Below are 21399 nucleotides of genomic sequence, written 5' to 3' on the forward strand. Positions count from 1 at the left end.
CGGGCCAGCTCGGCGCGCATGAACAGCGCCAGCAGACCACCGATGCAGAAGAACGCGAACGACGTGACCAGATACAGCGTTCCGATCGTCTTGTGGTCAGTGGTGGTGAGCCACTTGATCACGACGTTGCCGGGCTGCTTGCGCCGGACCGGCAGTTCGTCCGCGTAGTGGGACTCTGCCGCGGCACCCTGGGGTTCGTTGAGGATGCTCACAGGTTGTTCGTCTCCCGGTTCTTCTCGTGGGCGGTCTGCTCGATGCCCGCGGGAACGTAACCGGTCTGCCCCTTCTCGGCGAGTTCCTTGAGGTGCTGCTCGTAGCGCTCGGGAGAGACGACCTTCACGTTGAACAGCATTCGGGAGTGGTCGACGCCGCAGAGCTCGGCACACTTGCCCAGGAAGGTGCCCTCCTTGTTGGGGGTCACCTGGAAGGAGTTGGTGTGCCCCGGGATGACGTCCTGCTTCATCAGGAACGGCACCACCCAGAAGGAGTGGATGACGTCACGCGAGGTGAGGATGAAGCGGACCGTCTTGCCCTTGGGGAGCCAGAGGGTCGGGCCCGGGTTGTTGGTCTGCGGGTTCCGCGTGCCGGGCGTACCGACATCGTAGACACCGCCGGCGGCGGCCGGGAACTGGTCCTTGAACCGCTGCGGGATCGCGTCCAGATTCTTGTCGGTCTTCGCGTCACCGGTGGAACCGTCGACGTTCTCGATGTAGTTGAAGCCCCAGCTCCACTGGAAGCCGACGACGTTGACTGTGACGTCGGGCTTCTTGTCGAGGCTCAGGATCTTCGACTCGTCACGAGCCGTGAAGTAGAAGAGCACCGAGACGATGATGAGGGGGACCACCGTGTACAGCGCCTCGATGGGCATGTTGTACCGGGTCTGCGGAGGAACCTCGACCTTGGTGCGGCTGCGCCGGTGGAACATGGCGCTCCACAGGATCAGGCCCCAGACCAGCACGCCGGTGGCGAGCGCGGCCGCCCACGAGCCCTGCCACAGGGAGAGGATCCGCGGAGCCTCTTCGGTGGTGGGGGTGGGCATACCAAGGCGGGGGAAGTCCTTGTATGTGCAACCGGTCGCGGTCGCCAGGACCAGGCCCGCGGTCATTGCCTGCAGCAGCTTCCGCCGCATCGGGCGCCGCGGCGAGCGGTCGGAGCCGTTGGGACTCACGTAGCGCCTTCCCGAGAGTCTCGCCCGCGCGTATTGGCTGCGGCCTGCCTTACTCGGTGGTCGGTCGCCGCCCTGCGTCGGGCAGGGGTTTGGATGTTTATGCGGACCAAACCCTAGCCGACGCGTTCTGGGGGTTCGCGGGGAGGGGGGCCTAGTGGGTTGGGCGGTTCGCTGGAATGGCGGCTGCGGGTTGTTTGTGGTTGATCGCGCAGTTCCCCGCGCCCCTGGCGGCGTTAGCGTTGGCGCGTGTCCTACTTCGACGCTGCTTCCAGTGCTCCCCTTCATCCCGTCGCTCGTCAGGCGCTGTTGGCCGCCCTGGACGAGGGGTGGGCTGATCCCGCGCGGTTGTACCGGGAGGGCCGACGGGCGCGGTTGCTGCTGGACGCCGCCAGGGAAGCCGCTGCCGAGGCTGTCGGGTGTCGTCCTGATGAGCTGACCTTCACCTCGTCCGGCACACGGGCTGTGCACACCGGAATCGCGGGTGTTCTGGCTGCGCGGCGGCGCGTCGGGCGTCACCTGATCGTGTCAGCGGTTGAACATTCTTCCGTGCTCCATTCGGCCGAAGTGCACGAGAGGGAGGGCGGTTCGGTCGATCGGGTGACGGTCGAGCGGTCGGGCAGGGTGGAGGCCTCGGCCTACGCGGCTCTGCTCCGGCAGGACACCGCGCTGGCCTGTCTCCAGTCGGCCAACCACGAGGTGGGGACGGAGCAGCCGGTCGCCGCCGTGGCCGAGGCCTGCCGGGCGGCCGGGGTGCCGTTGTTCGTCGACGCGGCTCAGTCGCTCGGGTGGGGGACGGTCGAGGGTGGCTGGTCGTTGCTGGCGGCCAGTGCGCACAAGTGGGGTGGGCCGTCCGGGGTCGGACTGCTCGTCGTACGGAAGGGCGTGCGGTTCGCCGCTCAAGGGCCCGTGGACGAGCGGGAGTCGGGGCGGGCGCCGGGATTCGAGAATCTGCCGGGCATCGTCGCGGCGGCGGCCTCGCTGCGGGCCGTGCGGGCCGAGGCGGCCCACGAGGCGGTGCGGCTGCGGGAGCTGACGGAGCGGATCCGGGTGCGGGTGCCGCGGCTGGTGCCGGATGTGGAGGTGGTGGGGGATCCGGAGCGGCGGTTGCCCGGGATCGTCACCTTCTCCTGTCTCTATGTCGACGGGGAGACACTGCTGCACGAGCTGGACCGGGAGGGTTTCTCCGTTTCGTCCGGCTCTTCCTGTACGAGCAGCACGCTGACGCCCAGCCATGTGCTGAAGGCGATGGGGGTGCTGAGTGAGGGGAATGTGCGGGTCTCGTTGCCACGAGGGACGACGGCGGAGGATGTGGAGAGGTTCCTGGCCGTGCTGCCGGGGGCGGTGTCGGGGGTACGGGAGAACCTGGGCGCGCCGACGCCGGTGGCGGTCATGAAGGAGGACGAGCTCGTCGTCGACGCCCTGGGCAAGCGGTGCCCGATCCCCGTGATCGAGCTCGCGAAGGTCATCGGGGACGTTCCGGTGGGCGGACTGGTCCGGGTCCTGTCGGATGACGAGGCCGCACGGCTCGACATCCCCGCGTGGTGCGAGATGCGTGAGCAGGAGTACGTGGGCGAGGAACCGGCGGAAAAAGGAACGGCGTACTTGATCCGCCGGCTCAGCTGACCCACCGAAGGGGCGCGGGGCTGTGTCGATACGCGGCTACCGCCGCGTGTGCGCGACCAGCCCCCACGCCTCCGCAGACGGCAGACTCAGCCCAGATAGCCCTGAACCTCGGCCGCGGCCTCATGCCCGTACGCCTTGGTGAACCGCTCCATGAAGTGCCCCCGACGCAGCTGGTACTCCTGCGTACCCACGGTCTCGATCACCAGCGTCGCCAGCATGCAGCCGACCTGCGCCGCACGCTCCAGCGAGACCCCCCACGCCAGTCCCGACAGGAACCCCGCACGGAACGCGTCACCCACGCCCGTGGGATCGGCCTTGCGCTCCTCCTCCGCGCAGCCGACCTCGATCGGGTCCTGACCGACCTTCTCGACACGGACACCGCGCGAGCCCAGCGTCGTGACCCGGTGGCCGACCTTGGCGAGGATCTGCTCGTCCGACCAGCCGGTCTTCGACTCGATGAGGCCCTTCTCGTACTCGTTGGAGAACAGGTACGTCGCGCCCTCCAGCAGTATCCGGATCTCGTCGCCGTTCATACGGGCGATCTGCTGGGAGAAGTCCGCGGCGAACGGAATGCCGCGCGAACGGCACTCCTCCGTGTGCCGGAGCATCCCCTCGGGGTCGTCGGCGCCGATGAGGACCAGGTCGAGGCCGCCCACGCGGTCGGCGACGGTCTTCAGCTCGATGAGGCGGGCCTCGCTCATCGCACCGGTGTAGAAGGAGCCGATCTGGTTGTGGTCGGCGTCGGTGGTGCAGACGAAGCGCGCGGTGTGCAGCGTCTCGGAGATACGGACGGACGCGGTGTCGACGCCATGGCGGTCCAGCCAGGCCCGGTACTCGTCGAAGTCGAAACCCGCGGCGCCGACCAGGATCGGCGCGGTGCCGAGCTGGCCCATACCGAAGGCGATGTTCGCGCCTACGCCGCCCCGGCGTACGTCCAGGTTGTCGACCAGGAAGGAGAGCGAGACCGTGTGCAACTGGTCCGCGACGAGCTGGTCGGCGAAGCGGCCGGGGAAGGTCATGAGGTGGTCGGTGGCGATGGAGCCGGTGACTGCGATGCGCACGGCGAGGACTCTCCTGAGGGGAGGGTTTATTGACAGTTCACGCTACCCGGTCGGCACGGGGCTCTGAAGCCGCTAAAACTACCCGATAGTAGATCTTTCTTCGCGGGCTCCGACCTGCATACGGTGCCGTCATGACGAACCTCAAGGTCCACGCCCCCGTTCCGGCCGACCTGGACGGCGATCTCGCGGCGCTGCTCGGCGACTGTGCCCGGATGGCCCCGCACTGGCTGGCTCCCGACCGGGTCGCTGCCCTTCCCGTCTCCCCCTCACTCATCCACGGCGTGACCGTTCCGACCGAGTCCGCCCGGTTGCTGGACGCGATGTCGGACTACGGCGACTGAAACAGCGCCTTCCGGGGAACCATGCGCTCCCCCGCTGCGTCCCATCGCTGTCCCCCGTAAAGGGGATGTGGGATACGACCCTCCAGCCGGCCGTTTTGACAGGGCCGGGTCAGGGTCATAGGGACAGACGCGCGGCCGAAGGAGCGATGCGGTGAACACCGAGCGACCCGACAACGACGACGACGCCGAGGTCGGCAAGGCCACGGGCGCCGATGAGGGTGCCGGGGTCGCCGAGATCGCCGACGAGGACGGCGGTACGGCGGCGGAGGGGGCCCCGGAGACGGAGGCCCCGGGGGAGGCTCCCCAGGAGGACGCCGCGAAGGCGTCCGCGGCTTCCGGGGCCGCTGAGACTTCCGTAGCGGACGAAACCGCCGAGGCCGGCGAGCCTTCCGAGGCTCCCGAGCCCGACGAGATTCCCGAGTCCGCCGGGGCTTCCGAGGCCAACGAGATTTCCGAACCCTCCGGAGCTTCCGAGGCCTCCGGGGTCGCTGAGACTTCCGAAGCGGACGAAACCGCCGAGGCCGGCGAGCCTTCCGAGGCTCCCGAGCCCGACGAGATTCCCGAGTCCGCCGGGGCTTCCGAGGCCAACGAGATTTCCGAACCCTCCGGAGCTTCCGAGGTTCACGAGCCCGCCGGAGCTTTCGAGGCCTCCGGGGCTTCCGGGCCCGAGGCTTCCGGGCAGGAGATTCCACGGGACGGCGAGCCCGAGGCCCCGCACTCCGCCCGGCGCCGCTCCCCCGTGCTCGTCGCCTCCGTCGCGGCCGCCGTGCTGCTCGTCGGGGGCGGTGGGGCGTATCTGGCCACCTCGGCCGCCGGCGGGTCGGGCGGTGGCGGTACGACGTCCGGGGCGAACGGCGACGACACTCCCCCGCTGCTCGATCTCGACGGGTACACCGGGGGCGACGGCGGCACGACCGGCATCGCGCCGGGTGAGCCCAACCCGTACGGCGTCACCTATCAGGCCGACGGCACGCTGCCGGACGGCCCCGGCGAGGCCCCCGTGTACCGGGCGACCGGCGAGGTCACCAAGGACGACGTGGCCCGGCTGGCGAAGGCGCTCGGGGTGGACGGGACGCCCGTCCTGGAGGGCAAGGCCTGGAAGGTCGGCGGGCAGGAGGCGGCCGGGCCGAGTCTCCAGGTGAACCAGCAGGCGCCGGGGGCGTGGACGTTCCACCGGTACGCGCCGGGCACCGACGACTGCCGGAGCGAGACCGTGTGTGCGAGCGACCCCGCCGCACCGGCCGGTGACCCGGTGAGCGAGCAGGCCGCGGAGAAGGCTGCGGCGCCGGTGCTGAAGGCGGTCGGGCAGGACGACGCGAAGGTCGACGCGAGCCAGGTCATGGGCGCCCAGCGGGTGGTGAACGCCGATCCGGTGGTCGGCGGGCTGCCGACGCACGGCTGGACGACCGGGGTCACCGTCAACGCGCAGGGCGAAGTGGTCGGCGGCAGCGGTCAGTTGAGGACTCCGGCGAAGAGCGACACGTACCCCGTCGTGAGCGCCGAGAAGGCGCTGGACCTGTTGAACACCGTGCCGGCGACCGACCACCGCATGGGCATCGGCGGCTGCGCCACCTCCGTACCGCTCGAGGACCGCCTCGAGGCGCCCTGCGGGTCGGAGGGGACGAGTACGCCGAAGCAGGAGACGATCACCGTCGAGAAGGCCGTGTTCGGGCTGGCCTCGCACTACGTGGACGCCCGGCAGGCGCTGGTGCCGTCGTGGCTGTTCGAGGTGCGGGCGTCCGGCGCGCAGGACGGCTTCACGGTGACGTATCCCGCGATCGACCCGAAGTACCTGGCGTCGGCCACACCGTCCTCGGGGCCCACCGACGAACCGACGGGGCAGCCGAGCCCGCGGCCGACCGGTCCCGACCCCGACGAGCCGACCGCGGCTCCGGCCGAACATGATGTGAAGGTGGAGGGCTACACCGCCGAGGGCGACGAGCTGACCGTGACGTACACGGGCGGGGTCTGCGCCGACTACAAGGCGTCGGTGGTGGAGGGCTCCGGCAAGGTGACGGTCCGGGTGACCGCGACGCCCATGCCGGACAAGGTCTGCATCCTGATCGCGAAGGTCTACCAAGAGACACTGCGGCTCGAGGCGCCGCTGGGCGACCGCGAGGTCGTGGGCTCGGACGGCAAGGAGGTCCCGCTGGAGAAGGCGGGGGCACGGCTGCCGGAGACGTCCGGGGCGCGGTAGTCCTCACGCTCCGGAACACATGAAGGCGGCGGCCCTGTCGGAGGGGGCCGCCGCCTTCACCGTCGTACGGATTCGGCTGGATCTCGTGGATGCAGCCGGCGTACGGATTTAGTTGAACGAGTCGCCGCAGGCGCAGGAGCCCGTCGCGTTCGGGTTGTCGATCGTGAAGCCCTGCTTCTCGATGGTGTCGACGAAGTCGATCGACGCGCCGCCGAGATAGGGAGCGCTCATGCGGTCGGTGACGACCTTGACTCCGCCGAAGTCCTTGACGACATCGCCGTCGAGGGAGCGCTCGTCGAAGAAGAGCTGGTAGCGCAGGCCCGAGCAGCCACCGGGCTGAACGGCCACGCGCAGGGCCAGGTCCTCACGGCCTTCCTGGTCGAGCAGGGCCTTGACCTTCGCCGCGGCGGCGTCGGACAGGAGGATGCCGTCGCTGACAGTGGTCTTCTCGTCCGATACGGACATCTACATCTCTCCCGGGTTGTACGGAGACTGCTTGCCGACGGTTGCAACCGTCTGGGCCGCGGATTCATTCCGGGCCGAGCGACTTGTCTTTTCGCCTGTTCTTTCATGCTCGCACACCCGCGACGAAGCGAACAGCGGCCCGAAGATCACCCGCCGGTGCGGCACCGGGATTCATGTCACATCGACGTTATGACGATCGTCAAAGTGACGTGAACCGGGTTATGATAGATAACGTCAGATCGACGAAAAGTAGAAAGGGTGCGTGCCGTGACCACCGCCCAGACCACGGAGCTCGACGTACAGCCGACTCCTCTCGCCCTGCTGCTCCTCGGCCGTGAGGCCGACCCGAAGAGCGAGCGGGGTGTCGAGTGCCCCGGCGACCTGCCCTCGCCGTCCGACCCGGACCTGGTGGAGCGTGCCCGCGCGGCCAAGGAGAAGCTCGGGGACAAGGTCTTCGTGCTCGGCCACCACTACCAGCGCGACGAGGTCATCCAGTTCGCCGACGTCACGGGTGACTCCTTCAAGCTGGCCCGGGACGCGGCCGCGCGCCCGGAGGCCGAGTACATCGTGTTCTGCGGTGTGCACTTCATGGCGGAGTCCGCGGACATCCTGACCGGCGACGACCAGAAGGTCGTCCTCCCGGACCTGGCCGCCGGGTGCTCGATGGCCGACATGGCCACCGCCGAGCAGGTCGCCGAGTGCTGGGACGTGCTGACCGAGGCCGGGATAGCCGAGCAGGTCGTGCCCGTCTCGTACATGAACTCCTCCGCGGACATCAAGGCGTTCACGGGCAAGCACGGCGGCACGATCTGCACCTCGTCGAACGCCAAGAAGGCTCTTGAGTGGGCCTTCGAGCAGGGCGAGAAGGTTCTCTTCCTCCCCGACCAGCACCTCGGCCGGAACACGGCCGTGCGGGACATGGGGATGACGCTGGAGGACTGCGTCCTCTACAACCCGCACAAGCCGAACGGCGGGCTGACGGCCGAGGAGCTGCGGGCCGCGAAGATGATCCTGTGGCGGGGGCACTGCTCGGTGCACGGCCGCTTCAGCCTGGAGTCGGTGCGGGACGTGCGCGAGCGGATCCCGGGCGTGAACGTCCTGGTGCACCCCGAGTGCAAGCACGAGGTCGTGGCCGCGGCGGACCACGTCGGTTCGACCGAGTACATCATCAAGGCCCTGGAGGCCGCTCCGGCCGGCTCCAAGTGGGCCATCGGGACCGAGCTGAATCTCGTACGACGGCTCGCGAACCGTTTCGCGCCCGAGGGCAAGGAGATCGTCTTCCTCGACAAGACGGTCTGCTTCTGCTCGACGATGAACCGCATCGACCTCCCCCACCTCGTCTGGACCCTGGAGTCCCTCGCCGAGGGCAACCTCGTCAACCGCATCGAGGTCGACAAGGAGACCGAGGCGTTCGCGAAGCTGGCGCTGGAGCGGATGCTGGCGCTGCCGTAGGACTCCTGCCCCGCCCGCTCACCCCTCGGGGTGAGCGGGGTCCAGGCTGAAGACCGTACCGTCCGGGGTGTTCACGACCAGCGCGCCGCCGTACAGCAGCACCTTGGACTTGATCGTGTCACCGCTGGCGAGTTGGTCGGCCTGGGCGCCGGTCTCCCAGAGCAGCCTGCCCTCGCGGGAGTCGAGGGCGGCGACGCGGCCGCTGATGCTGGCCAGGTAGAGCGTGCGGGTGGTGGGGTCGTAGGTGGGCCGGCCCGAGTCCTCGACGCTGGTCCGGGTCTGCCAGAGCTGTTTGCCGGTCAGCGGGGAGACCGCGGTCACCTGGCCGTTGGCTCCGGTGATCCAGACGGTGCCGGCGGCAAGACGGATCGAGCCCGTGTAGGTCTTCGTGAGTTGTGTCGTGGTGGTGGCGCCGGTGTCCGGGTCGAGGAGCCGGATCTCGCCGAAATTGTTCTTCTGGTCGAGGCGGACCGGGCCGGAGCCGCCGTCGACCGAGACAGCGACGGCGAGGCGGCCGTCGACGGTGCCGAGCAGACCGCTCTCGTTCGGGGTGCTCAGACGTCGGCGCACTGTTCCGTCGGACTTGTCCAGTTCCAGGAGTACGGCGTCCTTGGACTCGTCGTCCGGGAAGCAGTACGCGTACAGGCGGGAGTCCGCCGTCTCGAAGGTGCAGTAGTCGCCGGCCGGCAGCTGGGTGGTCCAGCGGTCGGTGCCGGTGCGCGGGGAACGGGCCGTCACCAGCCGGCCGCTGGTGTCGGGGGTCATGACGAGGTCGCCGGCCATGAGCTGGTCGGCGCTCGGCCCTCCCCGGTCCCGGGCCCACAGCTCGTCGCCGGTCCCGGTGTCGAGGGCGACGATGCTCGACCTGGTGCTCCCGTCGGCCGCGTAGACGTCGTGCTGCAGGATCATCGCGTCGTCCCGCACCCCGAGGAGTGCGAAGTTGTTCCCCGCCGAGTCCGTGCCCTCGGCGGAGGTCGCGAGGGCGGAGCGCCAGACGGTGGCGCCGGTACGGCCGTCCAGGCGGACCGGGAGGACGGTGTTGCCCGCGCAGTAGACCGCGTTCTCGTACGGCTGGCAGGTGGCGTCGCTCGTGTCCTCGCCGGCCTTGGCCAGCGGGTTGACCTCGCCCGACTGCGCGGTCTCGAACATCGTCGTCTGCCAGGCCTGCCAGCCCGTGGGCACCGCCGACCAGCGGGTGGCCCCGGACGTGGCGACCGAGCTCGTCTCCTGGGGGGTGTCCGAGAATCCCGGGCCGAAGCGTATGTACCCGAGCAGGCCGAGGCTCACCGCGCCCAGCGTGCCGACGGTCACCAGCAGGGGGCGGCGGCCCCTCCGGGCCCGGCCGCGGGGCTTCGGCAGGCCGGTCACCGCCGCCGGGTCGGCGTCGCCGTAGGTGTCCTCGACGGTCCTCAGGTCGGCCAGACGCAGGGTCGTGGTGTCCGGGTCCATGGGGTCCGGCTCGGGCAGGGCCTCGGCGAACTCCTTGGCCAGTACGTCCAGTTGAGGCCGGTCGGCGGCCTCCTTGACCAGGCAGCGCTCCAGGACCGTGCGCAACGGCTGCGGCACACCGTCCAGTCCGGGCGCCTCGTGGACGACCCGGAACGCGGTCAGATAGGGGCTGTCGGCGTCGAAGGGGCCGCGTCCGGTGGCCGAGAAGACCAGGAGGGCGGCGAGCGAGAAGACGTCCGAGGCGGGTCCGACCGTGCGGGCGTCGGTGAACTGTTCCGGTGACATGAAGGGCGGGGTGCCGATCATCTGGCCGGTCTCGGTGAGGGTCTGGTGGTTCTCGGCGGCGCGGGAGATACCGAAGTCGATGACACGGGGGCCGTCCTCGGCCATCAGGACGTTGGCCGGCTTGAGGTCCCGGTGCACCACTCCGGCCCGGTGGATGTCCTCCAGCGCCTCCACCAACCCCAGGGCCAGTCGCCGCAGTTCGGCGCCCTTGAGGGCTCCGTGGTCGCGGATCCGTTCGGCGAGGGAGCTGCCGGGGACGTACTGGGTCGCCATCCAGGGCCGTATCGCCTCCGGGTCGGCGTCCACCACGGGCGCGGTGAAGGCGCCACTGACCTTGCGGACGGACTCGATCTCGTGCCGGAAGCGGGCGCGGAAGACCTTGTCCTCCGCGTACTGGGCGTGCACCACCTTGACGGCGACGTCACGGCCCGAGCGCGATCTGCCCCAGTAGACGACCCCCATGCCTCCGGAGCCGAGCCGGTCGACCAGCTTGTATCCGCCGACCGATTTCGGGTCGTCCTTGTGCAGTGGCACGACCGGGATCCCCTTCACCGTAAAGCAGTTCGAGCCACAAGATACAGAACGTCGAAACGCCGAAACGCCGACGGCCGGGTCCCGGACTGTCGTCGTCCAGAACCCGGCCGTCGCCGCCGTCACACGCCCGCGGGTTCCGGCTGGGCCGGTACCTCCGCCTTCTTTGCCTTCTCTGCCTTCTTCGCCTTCTTGGCCGCCCGCTTCTTCGCGCGGCGCTCCTTGCGGAGCTCCAGCATCGTGTAGAGCGTCGGGACCAGGAGGAGGGTCAGCAGCGTCGACGTGATCAGGCCGCCGATCACGACCACCGCCAGCGGCTGGGCGATGAAGCCGCCCTCGCCGGTGACCCCGAGGGCCATCGGGAGCAGGGCGAAGATCGTCGCCAGGGCCGTCATCAGGATCGGGCGGAGCCGGTGGCGGCCGCCCTCGATGACGGCGTCCACCGTCGAGTAGCCCTGCTTGCGGTACTGGTTGATGAGGTCGATCAGCACGATCGCGTTCGTCACCACGATGCCGATGAGCATCAGCATGCCGATCATCGCGGGGACGCCCATCGGGGTGTCCGTGATGATGAGGAGGCCGATGGCGCCGGTCGCGGCGAACGGGATGGAGACCAGCAGGATCAGCGGCTGGGCCAGCGAACGGAACGTCGCGACCAGCAGCATGAAGACGATCGCGATCGCCGCGAGCATCGCCAGGCCCAGGTTCTTGAACGCGCTGTCCTGGTCCGAGGTGACGCCGCCGATCGAGGCCGTGGCGCCCTCGGGGAGCTTCAGGGCGTCGAGCTTGGACGTGAGGTCCTGGCTCACGGCGCCCGTGTTGTCGCCCGTCGGCTTGGCGGTGATGGTCGCCGCGCGCCGGCCGTCGATCCTCGTCATCGAGACCGGGCCGTCCGCCAGCGTCACCGTGGCGATGTCGCCCAGCTCGACCGAGCCGAGCTTCAGGTTCTTCAGCTCGTCCAGGGTCCGCGCCGGCTTCGCCGACTTGATGACGACGTCGCGCTCGGTGTCGTCCAGGATCGCCTTGGCGGCCATGGTGCCCTTGACCGCCTGGGCGACGGCCGCGCCCAGGGTCTGGTCGTTGAAGCCCGCCGCGGCGGCCTTGTCGTTGGCCTTCACCGAGATGCGCGGCACGCTCTGTGCCAGGTCGCTCGTCACGTCGGTGACGTCGTCCAGGCCCGCGACCGTCTTGCGGACCTCCTCCGACGCCTCGCGCAGGACGTCCGCGTCGGCCGCCTTCACGACCACGCTGAGGTCCTGGCTGCCGAAGCCGTCGCCGGCCGCGATGGTCGTCGTACCGATGCCGTCGAGCTTCTTCAGGCCCGCCTCGATGCGGTCCTGCACGTCCTCGTACGAGGACGAGTCGTCCAGCATCACCTGGTACGAGGCCTGGTTGGTGTCCGTGCCGCCGCCGAAGGCCGCCATGAAGCCGGACGAGCCGATGGTGACCTGGTAGTCCTTGACGCCCTTGGTGCCGTCGAGCAGCCCCTCGACCTTCCTGGCCTGCTCGTCGGTGGCCGCCAGGCTGGTGCCGGGCTTCAACTCCTGCTTGACGGTGAGGACTTCCTGCTCGCCCTGGTCGAAGAAGTTGGTCTTCAGCAGTCCGGACATGCCGAACGTGCCGATGAGGATCACCACGGCGATCAGCACGCTGGTCAGGCGCCGGCGGGTCGCGAACCGCAGGACGGGGACGTAGAGACGCTGGAGCCTGCTCCTCGCCTCCTTCTCCTCCGCCAGGCGGCGGGCTTCCTCGGCGTCGGCCGGGGTGCCCTTGGGGGCGCGCAGGAACCAGTACGACAGGACCGGGACGACCGTCAGGGACACCAGCAGCGATGCCAGCAGGGCGGCCGTGACCGTCAGGCTGAAGGAGCCGAACAGCTCGCCCACCATGCCGCCGACCAGACCGATCGGCAGGAAGACGGCGACCGTGGTGAGGGTGGAGGAGGTGACCGCTCCGGCCACCTCACGGACGGCGTTCAGGATCGCGGGCTCGCGCTCCTCGCCGTAGCCGAGGTGCCGCTTGATGTTCTCCAGGACCACGATCGAGTCGTCGACGACCCTGCCGATGGCGATGGTCAGCGCGCCCAGCGTCAGCATGTTGAGCGAGAGGTCGCGGGTCCAGAGCACGATCAGGGCGAGGACCACCGACAGCGGGATGGACACCGCCGTGACCAGCGTCGAGCGGACCGACGCCAGGAAGACCAGGATGACGAGGACCGCGAAGAGCAGGCCGAGCGCACCCTCGGTGGTCAGGCCGTCGATGGCCTTCGCGACCGCGGGGCCCTGGTCGCTGACGACGGTGACCGTCGCGGCGGAGCCGAGGTCCTTGCGCATGTCGGCGAGCTTGTCCTCGACCGCGTCGGAGATGGAGACCGCGCTGCCGTCCTGGTCCATCGTCACCATGACCGCGAGGCTGGGCCTGCCGTCGGTGCGGGTGAGGGAGTCGGCCGCGGCCTGCTCCTGCTCGACCGTGGCCACGTCACCGAGGCGGACGGGCTTCTTTCCGGCCTGGCCGGTGACCATCAGGTCCTGGATCTGCCCGACCGAGGTGAAGCCGCCGCCGACCTGGACGGTGCGGTTGGCGCCGTCCTCGTCGAAGGAGCCGGCCGGGACGGTCGCGCCGCCCGCCTGGAGGGCCTGGGCGAGGGCGGCCGAGGTGAGGCCCGCCTTCGTGAGCTTCGTGTCGACCGGGGTGACGGTGACCTGGAGGTCACGGACGCCGTCGACGGTGACCTGGCCGACGCCGTCGATGGCCTTCAGGTCCGGCACGACGGTCCGGTCGAGCTGGTCGGCCAGCGCCTGCTGGTCCTTGTCGGAGGTGACGGCGAGCACGACGGTCGGCATGTCGTCCGTGGAGCCGGCGACGACCTGCGGGTCGACGTCGTCCGGCAGCTGGGCACGGGCCCGGTTGACGGCCTGCTGGACGTCGGCGACGAGCTGCTTGGTGCCGCTGCCGTAGTCGAAGGACGCCATGATGACGGCGTTGCCCTCACTGGCCGTGGAGGTGACTCCCTCGATGCCGTCGACCGCTTCGAGGCTGTTCTCGATGGGCTCGACGACCTGCTTCTCGACGACGTCCGGTGAAGCGCCCTGGTAGGGGGCCAGCACGGACACCATCGGCAGTTCGATGGAGGGCAGCAGCTGCTGCTTGAGCTGGGGTATCGCGATCGCCCCGAAGGCGAGCACGATGATCGGCATCAGGCCTATGAGGGCCCGCTGCGCGAGGCTGAATCTCGACAGCCAGGACATGGGTCGGGGGTCTCGATTCTGTGAGCGGCAGAAGTGGCCCCTACACCCTGTGCCCTCCGGGGACGGTGATCCGTAGCTCCCAGGTCCATTTCCTTATGCGGCGCATACTCCGGCCGCAGTACGGCGGGTGGAGCTCACTCCACCCTCGGACGTACCAGCCCGGACTCGTACGCGATCACCACGAGCTGTGCCCGGTCCCGCGCGCCCAGCTTGGCCATGGCCCGGTTGACGTGCGTCTTCACGGTGAGCGGGCTGACTTCGAGGCGCTCGGCGATCTCGTCGTTGGAGTGTCCGCCGGCGACCTGGACGAGGACCTCGCGCTCGCGGACGGTGAGCGCGTCGAGGCGGGCGGCGCGGGCGGGGTCGGCGGGATCGTCCATGTCGCCCTGGGCGAGGAAGCGGGCGATCAGGCCCTTGGTGGCGGCCGGGGAGAGCAGGGCCTCGCCGCCCGCCGCGATCCGGATGGCGCTGAGCAGCTCATCGGGTTCGCTGCCCTTGCCGAGGAAGCCGGAGGCGCCGGCCCGCAGCGACTGCACGACGTAGTCGTCGACCTCGAAGGTCGTCAGGATGACCACCCTGACCTGGGCGAGGGACGGGTCCTCGCTGATCATGCGGGTGGCGGCGAGACCGTCGGTGCCGGGCATCCGGATGTCCATCAGCACGACGTCGGCCCGCTCCTCCTTGGCCAGCCGCACCGCCTCCGCCCCGTCGGAGGCCTCGCCGACGACCTCCATGTCGGGCTCGGAGTCGACGAGCACGCGGAAGGCGCTGCGCAGCAGTGCCTGGTCGTCGGCGAGCAGGACGCGGATGGTCATTCGGGGTCCTCTGCGGCAGGGGGCTCGGTGCCACGACAACTACCGCGGGGTGCGCATGAGTTCCGCGAGTGGGTCATACGGCGTCGTCGGCGGCGCGGCTGCGGGTCTTGACCGGCAGGATCGCATGGACGCGGAAGCCGCCGCCGTAGCGGGGACCGGTGGTGAGGGTGCCGCGCAGGGCGGTGACCCGCTCGCGCATGCCGAGGAGTCCGTGGCCACCGCCGTCGGCCGGGTCGTCGTCGTCCCCGGCGCCGTTGTCGAGGACGGTGATCTCGATGTTCGGCCCCACCCGGACGACGCTGACCTCGGCCTTCGCCTCCGTACCGGCGTGCTTCTGGACGTTGGTGAGGGCTTCCTGGATGACCCGGTAGGCGGCGAGGTCGACGGCGGCGGGGAGTTTGGTGTCACCGTCGGCGCGGGCCACCTCGACATGCTGGCCGGCGCTGCGGAAGGTGCCGACGAGTTCGTCGAGGCGGTCCAGGCCGGGGGCGGGCTCGGTCGGTGCCTCGGGGTCGCCGGACTGTCTGAGCAGGCCGACGGTGGCACGGAGTTCGTTGAGCGCCGAGCGGCTGGCCTCGCGTACGTGGGACAGGGCTTCCTTGGCCTGGTCGGGGCGCTTGTCCATGACGTGCGCGGCGACGCCCGCCTGCACGTTGACCAGGGCGATGTGGTGGGCGACGACGTCGTGCAGATCGCGGGCGATACGCAGGCGTTCCTCGGCGACGCGGCGGCGGGCCTCCTCCTCGCGGGTGCGTTCCGCCTTCTCGGCGCGGTCCCGGATCGCCTGCACGAAGGCGCGGCGGCTGCGGACGGCGTCGCCGGCGGTGGCGCCGATGCCGGTCCAGGCGAAGATGCCGAGATTCTCCTGGGCGTACCACGGGAGTGGGCCGCCGAGCATGGCGGCGGCGGTGAGGACGGTCATCGTGAGCAGGCCGACCCGCCAGGCGGTGGGGCGGTCGGTGGCCGAGGCTACGGTGAACAGGGCGATCACCGCGGACATGGCGACGGGGGCGCGGGGGTCGCCGGTGACGCACTCGACGATCGAGAAGCTGCCGGTGAGGGCCAGCACCGTCATCGGGGCGCGGCGGCGGAAGACGAGGGCCGCGGCGCTGAGGCCGATGAGAACCAGGCTGAGCAGGTCCGGGGTGCGGAAGCCCCAGGTGACACCGTCCGGTCCGTGCGGGTCCACGAAGGAGCCGGCCACCATGCAGCCGAGGACGCCGGTCGCGAGTACGGCGTCCAGCGCCATGGGGTGCGCCTTCAGCTGCTGCCTGACGCGCTCGAGGGTGCTCACGTCTGCCAACGGTACGGGTGACCTGCGGGGCTTGGAACGGGGGCCGGCTGTAGGTTTCCTGTGTACTTGCCGAGTGCGGGGGGTGCCCTTGCCGGGGAGACCGCCCGGGCCGGTGTCAGCCCGGGATCAGGCCGTCGTCGCTGAGCAGTTCCTGGACCTGTTCCAGGGTGGCGTCCGGGGACGGGAGGATCAGGTCCGAGGGTTCCAGGGCGTCGTCCGGCAGCGGCTCGCCCAGCTCGCGGACCTTGGCGAGCAGGGCCTCGAAGGTGCGGCGGAAGCCGGGGCCGTCGCCGTTCTCCATCTCGGCCAGCAACTCGTCGTCCAGTTTGTTCAGCTCGGTGAGGTGGCTGTCGGCCAGTCTCACCTGCCCCTCCCCCATGATCCTGACGATCATGTCGCCCTCCTAAGGCGTGGGCCCTACTGCTTGTCGAAGCGTGGGGTGTCCTGCGGCTGCTGCTGGGACTGCGACTGGCTCGTGCCGCCCTCGATGGCCTGCTGACCGCTCGTACCGCCGGCCAGCTCCGCCTTCATGCGCTGCAGTTCCAGCTCTACATCCGTACCACCGGAGAGCCGGTCCAGCTCGGCCTGGATGTCGTCCTTGTGCATGCCGGACTGGTCGTCGAGGGCGCCGGAGGCCAGCAGCTCGTCGATCGCGCCGGCCCGCGCCTGGAGCTGCGCCGTCTTGTCCTCGGCACGCTGGATCGCCATGCCGACGTCGCCCATCTCCTCGGAGATGCCGGAGAAGGCCTCGCCGATGCGGGTCTGCGCCTGGGCCGCGGTGTACGTCGCCTTGATCGTCTCCTTCTTCGTACGGAAGGCGTCGACCTTGGCCTGGAGCCGCTGGGCCGCCAGGGTGAGCTTCTCCTCCTCGCCCTGGAGCGTGGAGTGCTGTGTCTCGAGGTCCGTCACCTGCTGCTGGAGGGCGGCACGGCGGGAGAGCGCCTCGCGGGCCAGGTCCTCACGGCCCAGCGCGAGCGCCTTGCGGCCCTGGTCCTCCAGCTTGGACGACTGCGACTGCAGCTGGTTGAGCTGAAGCTCCAGGCGCTTGCGGGACGTGGCGACGTCCGCCACGCCTCGGCGCACCTTCTGGAGCAGCTCCAGCTGTTTCTGGTACGAGTAATCGAGGGTTTCGCGCGGGTCCTCGGCCCGGTCAAGGGCCTTGTTCGCCTTCGCGCGGAAGATCATCCCCATACGCTTCATGACACCGCTCATGGGCTTCGCGCGCCCCCTTCTGACCGAGTCCAGCTTCAGCTCTGCGACAGAACCCACAGTACGGGCCCTGCATCCATTGACGCACTGTTCGGGGACGGATGCGCTCCTCCCCAAGGACGACTGACCAAGGCCTTGCTCCGGCGTAAGGAGTAGGTGACCTTCAGGGTGAGCAGTCGGTCACCGGACGTCCCCTCTGTCCCCCTAGATGACGACTGGTGTTGCCGGATCGTTCCCCACCGGGCTGGGGTCCAACCCCGGGCACCCCTTACCCTTGGGTTTTGTGTTCCGTAGCCGTTCCACCAAGGACGAGAAGGCCACCCCCGCCGACAAGGCGCAGGTGACCGACTCCAGTCAGATCCGCCACCCCGAGGCGAAGAAGGGCCGCCCCACTCCCAAGCGGAGTGAGGCCCAGTCGCAGCGTCGCAGCGTGGCCAATACGTCGATGACGCGCAAGGACGCCTCCAAGCGCCAGCGCGACGAGCGTCGTGCGCAGCTGGAGAAGCAGCGCCAGGCGCTGGCCGGGGGCGACGAGCGGTACCTGCCGGCCCGCGACAAGGGCCCGGTCCGCAAGTTCGCCCGCGACTTCATCGACTCGCGGTTCAACGTGGCGGAGTTCTTCCTGCCGATGGCCGTGATCATCCTCGTGCTGAGCATGGTGCAGGTGGGCGCGCTGCAGAGCATCGCGCTCCTGCTGTGGCTCGTCGTGATCGTTCTCATCGTGCTCGACTCGATCCTCACGGGCATGCGTCTGAAGAAGCGGCTCGCCGAGCGCTTCCCGGACCAGTCCAAGAAGGGCGCGGTCGCCTACGCCCTCATGCGTTCCCTCCAGATGCGTCGGCTCCGGCTGCCCAAGCCGCAGGTCAAGCGCGGAGAGCGGCCCTGAGCACTACGTCGTTCACCGGGGGCGCGGCGGATGCCTGGCTGAGCAGGCTGGGCGGGCTGCGGGATGTCGTACGACAGGAGCTGGTGGCCCGGCAGCTCGACGAGCAGATAGCCGGGCGCTTCCCGGTGGGTCAGCGGCTGCGTGTGCTCGACGTCGGGATGGGCCAGGGCACCCAGGCGCTGCGTCTGGCCCGGGCCGGGCATCAGGTGACCGGGCTCGAGCAGGACGCCACGATGGTCGCGGCGGCCCGGGAGTCCCTGTGCGCCGAGCCCGAGGGCATCCGGGAGCGGATGCGGATCATCGAGGGGGACGGCCGGGACACCGGGGTCCACTTCCTGCCGGGCAGTTTCGACGTCGTGCTGTGCCACGGCGTACTCATGTACGTCGAGGAGCCGGATCCCCTGCTGGCGGGGCTGGCGCGGATGCTCGCACCGGGCGGACTGCTGTCGCTGCTCGTGCGGAACGCGGACGCGCTGGCGATGCGGCCGGGCCTGTCGGGCGACTGGGCCGGTGCGCTCGGGGCCTTCGACACCGTGTCGTACACCAACCGGCTCGGGCTCGACGTGCGGGCCGACCGCCTGGAGACGCTGACCGCGACGCTGGCCGGAATCGGGGCACCGCTGCACGCCTGGTTCGGAGTGCGGGTGTTCACGGACACGGCGGCGGACGGGGTGGAGATCCCGGACGACGTGGAGACGCTGCTGGCCGCCGAGGAGCGGGCCGGGCGGACGGACCCCTACCGGCGGGTCGCGGCACTGCTGCACCTGTGCGGAGTGCGGGGCTGAACGTGCGCTCGTTCGGGTGAGCGGCACAAGCCGGATATTCACCCCGTGGAGAGACTCTCGTCGTGGCCCGTCGCCGCGCTCGCGTGTTCCCGCGCGCTCGTTCACGGATGTTCCGACTCCGGCTCCTCCGGGAAGTCCCAGGACGGCAAAGGGCACATCGTCACCAACCCCCATGCCGTCGGAGCCGAGAAGACCTTCCAGGTGACGATCACCGACATGGCGCAGACGCTCGCGGCGACCGACCCCGGCGTGGGCGACAGCGCGGCGCCGGGCATCGGGTTCGCGATCCCCGCGTCGACGGTGAAGACGGTGGCCGACCAGATCGTCAAGGACGGCGAGGCCGGCATCGAGGCCGGGGACATCATCACCGAGCTCGGTGCACCGGCATCTCGACAATCACGTCCCTGCCCGAGGCGCCGGCGGCGGATGTGACGCCGGGCGAGCGGTAGGAGCAGGGCGAAGGGGCGGGCCACAGCCATGGCCGCCCCTTCGCTCAAGGACCTACGCCTCTTCGGCGTGCAGGCTCATCGGCCCGTAGATCTTCGTACTGTCCTCGAACAGGTGCACTTGATCCGCGCCCCCCTCGACGAGGTCCTTCCAGTACTCACCGACCCAGGACTCGGCATCCCCCTGCGTGGTGAACTCCTCGGGCTGCACCGCGGGCTGGACCTCCGTCCCGTCGGCCTTCTCGAATCGCCACGTCCATGCCGCCATGTACGCCTCCTAGCTCCGCTGGTTAGGCCGTGATCAACATACGGTAGTCGGTCGGGCGCGGGTCGTGTGTGGCTGGTCGCGTAGTTCCCCGCACCCCCAAAGGCAACCCAGCGCGCGCAAGATCAGCGGCGACCGGCGAAAATCTAGCCGTGGAACTGACTCTCCTCGGCACCGGTGCTCCCTCAGGACTCCCCCGCCCCAATTGCCCCTGCGCCGCCTGCGCCGTCGCGCTCGGTCCCGACGCCCGGGCCGCCACCGCGCTGCTCGTCGACGGGGCGTTGCTGCTCGATCTGACGCCCGGCGCGGTGTTCGCGGCGGCTCGGGCGGGGCAGTCGTTGGGGCAGGTGCGGCAGGTGTTGTTGTCGCATCCGCACAACGGGCCGGCCGTGGAGGTGCCGGCGGGGCTGCCGCAGCCGGGGCGGGTGCCGGACGGGCGGGAGTTGGCGCTGCTGACGGGGCATCGGGTGCGGGCGGTGGCGATGGACGCGCCCGGGACCGGGTACGCGGTGACCGGCCCCGACGGGCAGCGGCTGCTCTATCTGCCGCCCGGGGGCGCTCCGGCCGGGCTCGAGGAGAACGGCAAGGACAGCTACGACATGGTGCTCGCCGATGTCGTGGGGCGGCCGGACGCGCTCGCCAAGCTGCGCGCGGTCGGTGCGATGGGGCCGGCCACCGATGTCATCGCCGTCCATCTCGACCACGACGTGCCGCCCGGCGCCGAGTTGCGGCGACGGCTCGCGGCGGCGGGCGCGCGGGCCGTGCCCGACGGGACGACGCTGGCCGTCGGCGTCTACGAGGACGTACCGGACGTGCCCCGGCGGACGCTGGTGCTGGGCGGGGCGCGGTCCGGGAAGTCGGTGGAGGCGGAGCGGCGGTTGGAGGCGTTCCCTGACGTCCTGTACGTCGCCACCGGCGGGACGCGCAACGGGGACGGCGAGTGGGCCGCACGCGTGGCCACGCACCGCGAGCGGCGGCCCGGGTCCTGGCGTACGGCCGAGACCTGCGACCTCGTGCCGCTGCTCACCGACGACGGGCCGCCGCTGCTGATCGACTGTCTGTCGCTGTGGCTGACGGACGCGATGGACGCCGTCGGGGCGTGGGACGACGCGGAGTGGGCCGACGGCGGGGAGCGGGAGCTGCGGGAGCGGGTGCGGGAGCTGACGGACGCGGTGCGGGCGACCCGGCGGACCGTCGTCACCGTGTCGAACGAGGTGGGATCGGGGATCGTGCCGGCCACGGCCTCCGGGCGGCGCTACCGGGACGAACTCGGGCGGCTCAACGCGGCGTTCGCCGGTGAGTGCGAGCACGTGGTGCTGGTGGTGGCCGGGCAGGCGGTCGTACTACGGGGCTGAGGGTTCCTTGTGGGCGATCACGCGGTACGTCGTCCAGGGGCGGGGACGGCGGTTCCCCGGCGGGAGGATCGTGCAGCCCTGGGACTCCAGTTCCGCGCGGAGTTCCTCCGCGGGGGCGGCCACGCCCTCCAGGAGGAGGTAGCCGCCGGGGCGCAGGACCGCGAGTGCGGCGCGGAGTTCGTCGGCGGGGTCCGGGGGCCGGAGGAGGGTGACGACGTCGTAGCGGGCCTTCAGGCCGGTCGCGATCCGCTCGTCCGTCAGGCTGCCGACGTACGCCTCCTCCACCCGGTCGGCCTCACGGGCCTGTGCCACGCGGTCGGTCGGGTCGATGCCGTCGAAGGAGGTGTACGGAAAGAGCTCCTTGGCCGCCTGAGGGAAGCGGGCGTCGCCCGTGCCCACGTCCAGCCAGCTCTCGGGTTCGGGGAGGAGCCGCAGGATCGCGCGTGCCGTCGAGCGGTGGCGGCGTCTGCGGTCGAGGTCGCTGACACGGGTGCGCAGGCGTTTCATGGGGGCTCCCTGAGACA

18 protein-coding genes and 2 pseudogenes are annotated in these 21399 nt (G+C 70.2%); 8 read left to right on the forward strand and 12 right to left on the reverse strand.

Annotated features, from left to right (window positions below; all coding sequences use genetic code 11):
• Nucleotides 1-212, reverse strand: a pseudogene (locus tag ACWD3I_RS08975) (cytochrome ubiquinol oxidase subunit I); the annotation flags it as partial.
• Nucleotides 209-1168 carry an aa3-type cytochrome oxidase subunit II gene (gene ctaC / locus ACWD3I_RS08980; RefSeq protein ID WP_361538801.1) on the reverse strand — a complete coding sequence of 320 codons (960 nt, stop codon included), beginning with the start codon at nucleotides 1166-1168 and terminating at the stop codon, nucleotides 209-211. The gene ctaC and the pseudogene ACWD3I_RS08975, both read right to left, overlap by 4 nt.
• Before the next feature lie 246 nt (nucleotides 1169-1414).
• Here ctaC and ACWD3I_RS08985 point away from each other — a divergent pair, with 246 nt between their 5' ends.
• Nucleotides 1415-2791, forward strand: a complete 1377-nt coding sequence (locus ACWD3I_RS08985) for a cysteine desulfurase/sulfurtransferase TusA family protein (protein WP_365402697.1) — start codon at nucleotides 1415-1417, stop codon at nucleotides 2789-2791.
• Between the two features lie 86 nt (nucleotides 2792-2877).
• On the opposite strand, the gene ACWD3I_RS08990 is transcribed toward ACWD3I_RS08985, so the two are convergent.
• On the reverse strand, nucleotides 2878-3852 hold the full coding sequence (locus tag ACWD3I_RS08990) for a carbohydrate kinase family protein (protein ID WP_365402700.1): 975 nt from the start codon (nucleotides 3850-3852) through the stop codon (nucleotides 2878-2880).
• A 131-nt stretch (nucleotides 3853-3983) separates the two neighbouring features.
• Here ACWD3I_RS08990 and ACWD3I_RS08995 point away from each other — a divergent pair, with 131 nt between their 5' ends.
• Both ACWD3I_RS08995 and ACWD3I_RS09000 read left to right on the forward strand, forming a co-directional pair.
• A complete protein-coding gene (locus tag ACWD3I_RS08995) occupies nucleotides 3984-4193 on the forward strand; it encodes a hypothetical protein (RefSeq protein ID WP_046262616.1) in 210 nt (69 codons plus the stop codon).
• A 151-nt stretch (nucleotides 4194-4344) separates the two neighbouring features.
• The gene (locus ACWD3I_RS09000; protein WP_451084055.1) at nucleotides 4345-6390 is read left to right on the forward strand and encodes a hypothetical protein; all 2046 of its coding nucleotides are present in this window, start codon (nucleotides 4345-4347) and stop codon (nucleotides 6388-6390) included.
• A gap of 108 nt (nucleotides 6391-6498) precedes the next feature.
• On the opposite strand, the gene ACWD3I_RS09005 is transcribed toward ACWD3I_RS09000, so the two are convergent.
• The gene (locus ACWD3I_RS09005) at nucleotides 6499-6855 is read right to left on the reverse strand and encodes an iron-sulfur cluster assembly accessory protein (RefSeq protein ID WP_266893491.1); all 357 of its coding nucleotides are present in this window, start codon (nucleotides 6853-6855) and stop codon (nucleotides 6499-6501) included.
• A 267-nt stretch (nucleotides 6856-7122) separates the two neighbouring features.
• Between ACWD3I_RS09005 and nadA the strand changes: the two genes are divergently transcribed.
• Complete coding sequence (gene nadA / locus ACWD3I_RS09010) at nucleotides 7123-8307, forward strand: quinolinate synthase NadA (protein ID WP_365402706.1); 1185 nt, start codon at nucleotides 7123-7125, stop codon at nucleotides 8305-8307.
• A gap of 18 nt (nucleotides 8308-8325) precedes the next feature.
• Here nadA and ACWD3I_RS09015 read toward each other — a convergent pair whose 3' ends face one another.
• From ACWD3I_RS09015 to ACWD3I_RS09040, 6 genes are all read right to left on the reverse strand, one after another.
• The gene (locus ACWD3I_RS09015; protein WP_365402709.1) at nucleotides 8326-10575 is read right to left on the reverse strand and encodes a serine/threonine-protein kinase; all 2250 of its coding nucleotides are present in this window, start codon (nucleotides 10573-10575) and stop codon (nucleotides 8326-8328) included.
• Between the two features lie 119 nt (nucleotides 10576-10694).
• On the reverse strand, nucleotides 10695-13820 hold the full coding sequence (locus ACWD3I_RS09020) for an efflux RND transporter permease subunit (RefSeq protein WP_365402712.1): 3126 nt from the start codon (nucleotides 13818-13820) through the stop codon (nucleotides 10695-10697).
• Between the two features lie 134 nt (nucleotides 13821-13954).
• Nucleotides 13955-14635: a response regulator transcription factor gene (locus ACWD3I_RS09025; protein WP_365402715.1), complete on the reverse strand. Its 681-nt coding sequence runs from the start codon at nucleotides 14633-14635 to the stop codon at nucleotides 13955-13957.
• Between the two features lie 73 nt (nucleotides 14636-14708).
• Nucleotides 14709-15929 carry a sensor histidine kinase gene (locus ACWD3I_RS09030; RefSeq protein ID WP_365402718.1) on the reverse strand — a complete coding sequence of 407 codons (1221 nt, stop codon included), beginning with the start codon at nucleotides 15927-15929 and terminating at the stop codon, nucleotides 14709-14711.
• A gap of 115 nt (nucleotides 15930-16044) precedes the next feature.
• On the reverse strand, nucleotides 16045-16323 hold the full coding sequence (gene pspAA, locus ACWD3I_RS09035; protein ID WP_365402720.1) for a PspA-associated protein PspAA: 279 nt from the start codon (nucleotides 16321-16323) through the stop codon (nucleotides 16045-16047).
• Nucleotides 16324-16346: 23 nt separating this feature from the next.
• Nucleotides 16347-17141 carry a PspA/IM30 family protein gene (locus ACWD3I_RS09040; RefSeq protein WP_365402723.1) on the reverse strand — a complete coding sequence of 265 codons (795 nt, stop codon included), beginning with the start codon at nucleotides 17139-17141 and terminating at the stop codon, nucleotides 16347-16349.
• A gap of 205 nt (nucleotides 17142-17346) precedes the next feature.
• Between ACWD3I_RS09040 and ACWD3I_RS09045 the strand changes: the two genes are divergently transcribed.
• The 3 genes and pseudogenes from ACWD3I_RS09045 to ACWD3I_RS09055 all read left to right on the forward strand — a co-directional run.
• The gene (locus ACWD3I_RS09045) at nucleotides 17347-18024 is read left to right on the forward strand and encodes a DUF3043 domain-containing protein (RefSeq protein WP_365402726.1); all 678 of its coding nucleotides are present in this window, start codon (nucleotides 17347-17349) and stop codon (nucleotides 18022-18024) included.
• An 83-nt stretch (nucleotides 18025-18107) separates the two neighbouring features.
• The gene (locus tag ACWD3I_RS09050; protein WP_365402729.1) at nucleotides 18108-18809 is read left to right on the forward strand and encodes a methyltransferase domain-containing protein; all 702 of its coding nucleotides are present in this window, start codon (nucleotides 18108-18110) and stop codon (nucleotides 18807-18809) included.
• Between the two features lie 225 nt (nucleotides 18810-19034).
• Nucleotides 19035-19258, forward strand: a pseudogene (locus tag ACWD3I_RS09055) (signal protein PDZ); the annotation flags it as partial.
• Nucleotides 19259-19310: 52 nt separating this feature from the next.
• Here ACWD3I_RS09055 and ACWD3I_RS09060 read toward each other — a convergent pair.
• Nucleotides 19311-19523: a hypothetical protein gene (locus ACWD3I_RS09060; RefSeq protein WP_365402732.1), complete on the reverse strand. Its 213-nt coding sequence runs from the start codon at nucleotides 19521-19523 to the stop codon at nucleotides 19311-19313.
• A gap of 149 nt (nucleotides 19524-19672) precedes the next feature.
• Between ACWD3I_RS09060 and ACWD3I_RS09065 the strand changes: the two genes are divergently transcribed.
• The gene (locus ACWD3I_RS09065) at nucleotides 19673-20875 is read left to right on the forward strand and encodes a bifunctional adenosylcobinamide kinase/adenosylcobinamide-phosphate guanylyltransferase (protein ID WP_365402735.1); all 1203 of its coding nucleotides are present in this window, start codon (nucleotides 19673-19675) and stop codon (nucleotides 20873-20875) included.
• On the opposite strand, the gene ACWD3I_RS09070 is transcribed toward ACWD3I_RS09065, so the two are convergent.
• Entirely contained in the window at nucleotides 20864-21382 is a 519-nt protein-coding gene (locus ACWD3I_RS09070; RefSeq protein ID WP_365402738.1) for a methyltransferase domain-containing protein, read from the reverse strand. The genes ACWD3I_RS09065 and ACWD3I_RS09070 overlap by 12 nt on opposite strands.
• Nucleotides 21383-21399: the final 17 nt, after the last annotated feature.

The sequence above is a fragment of the Streptomyces sp. NPDC002817 genome, from assembly GCF_053592055.1.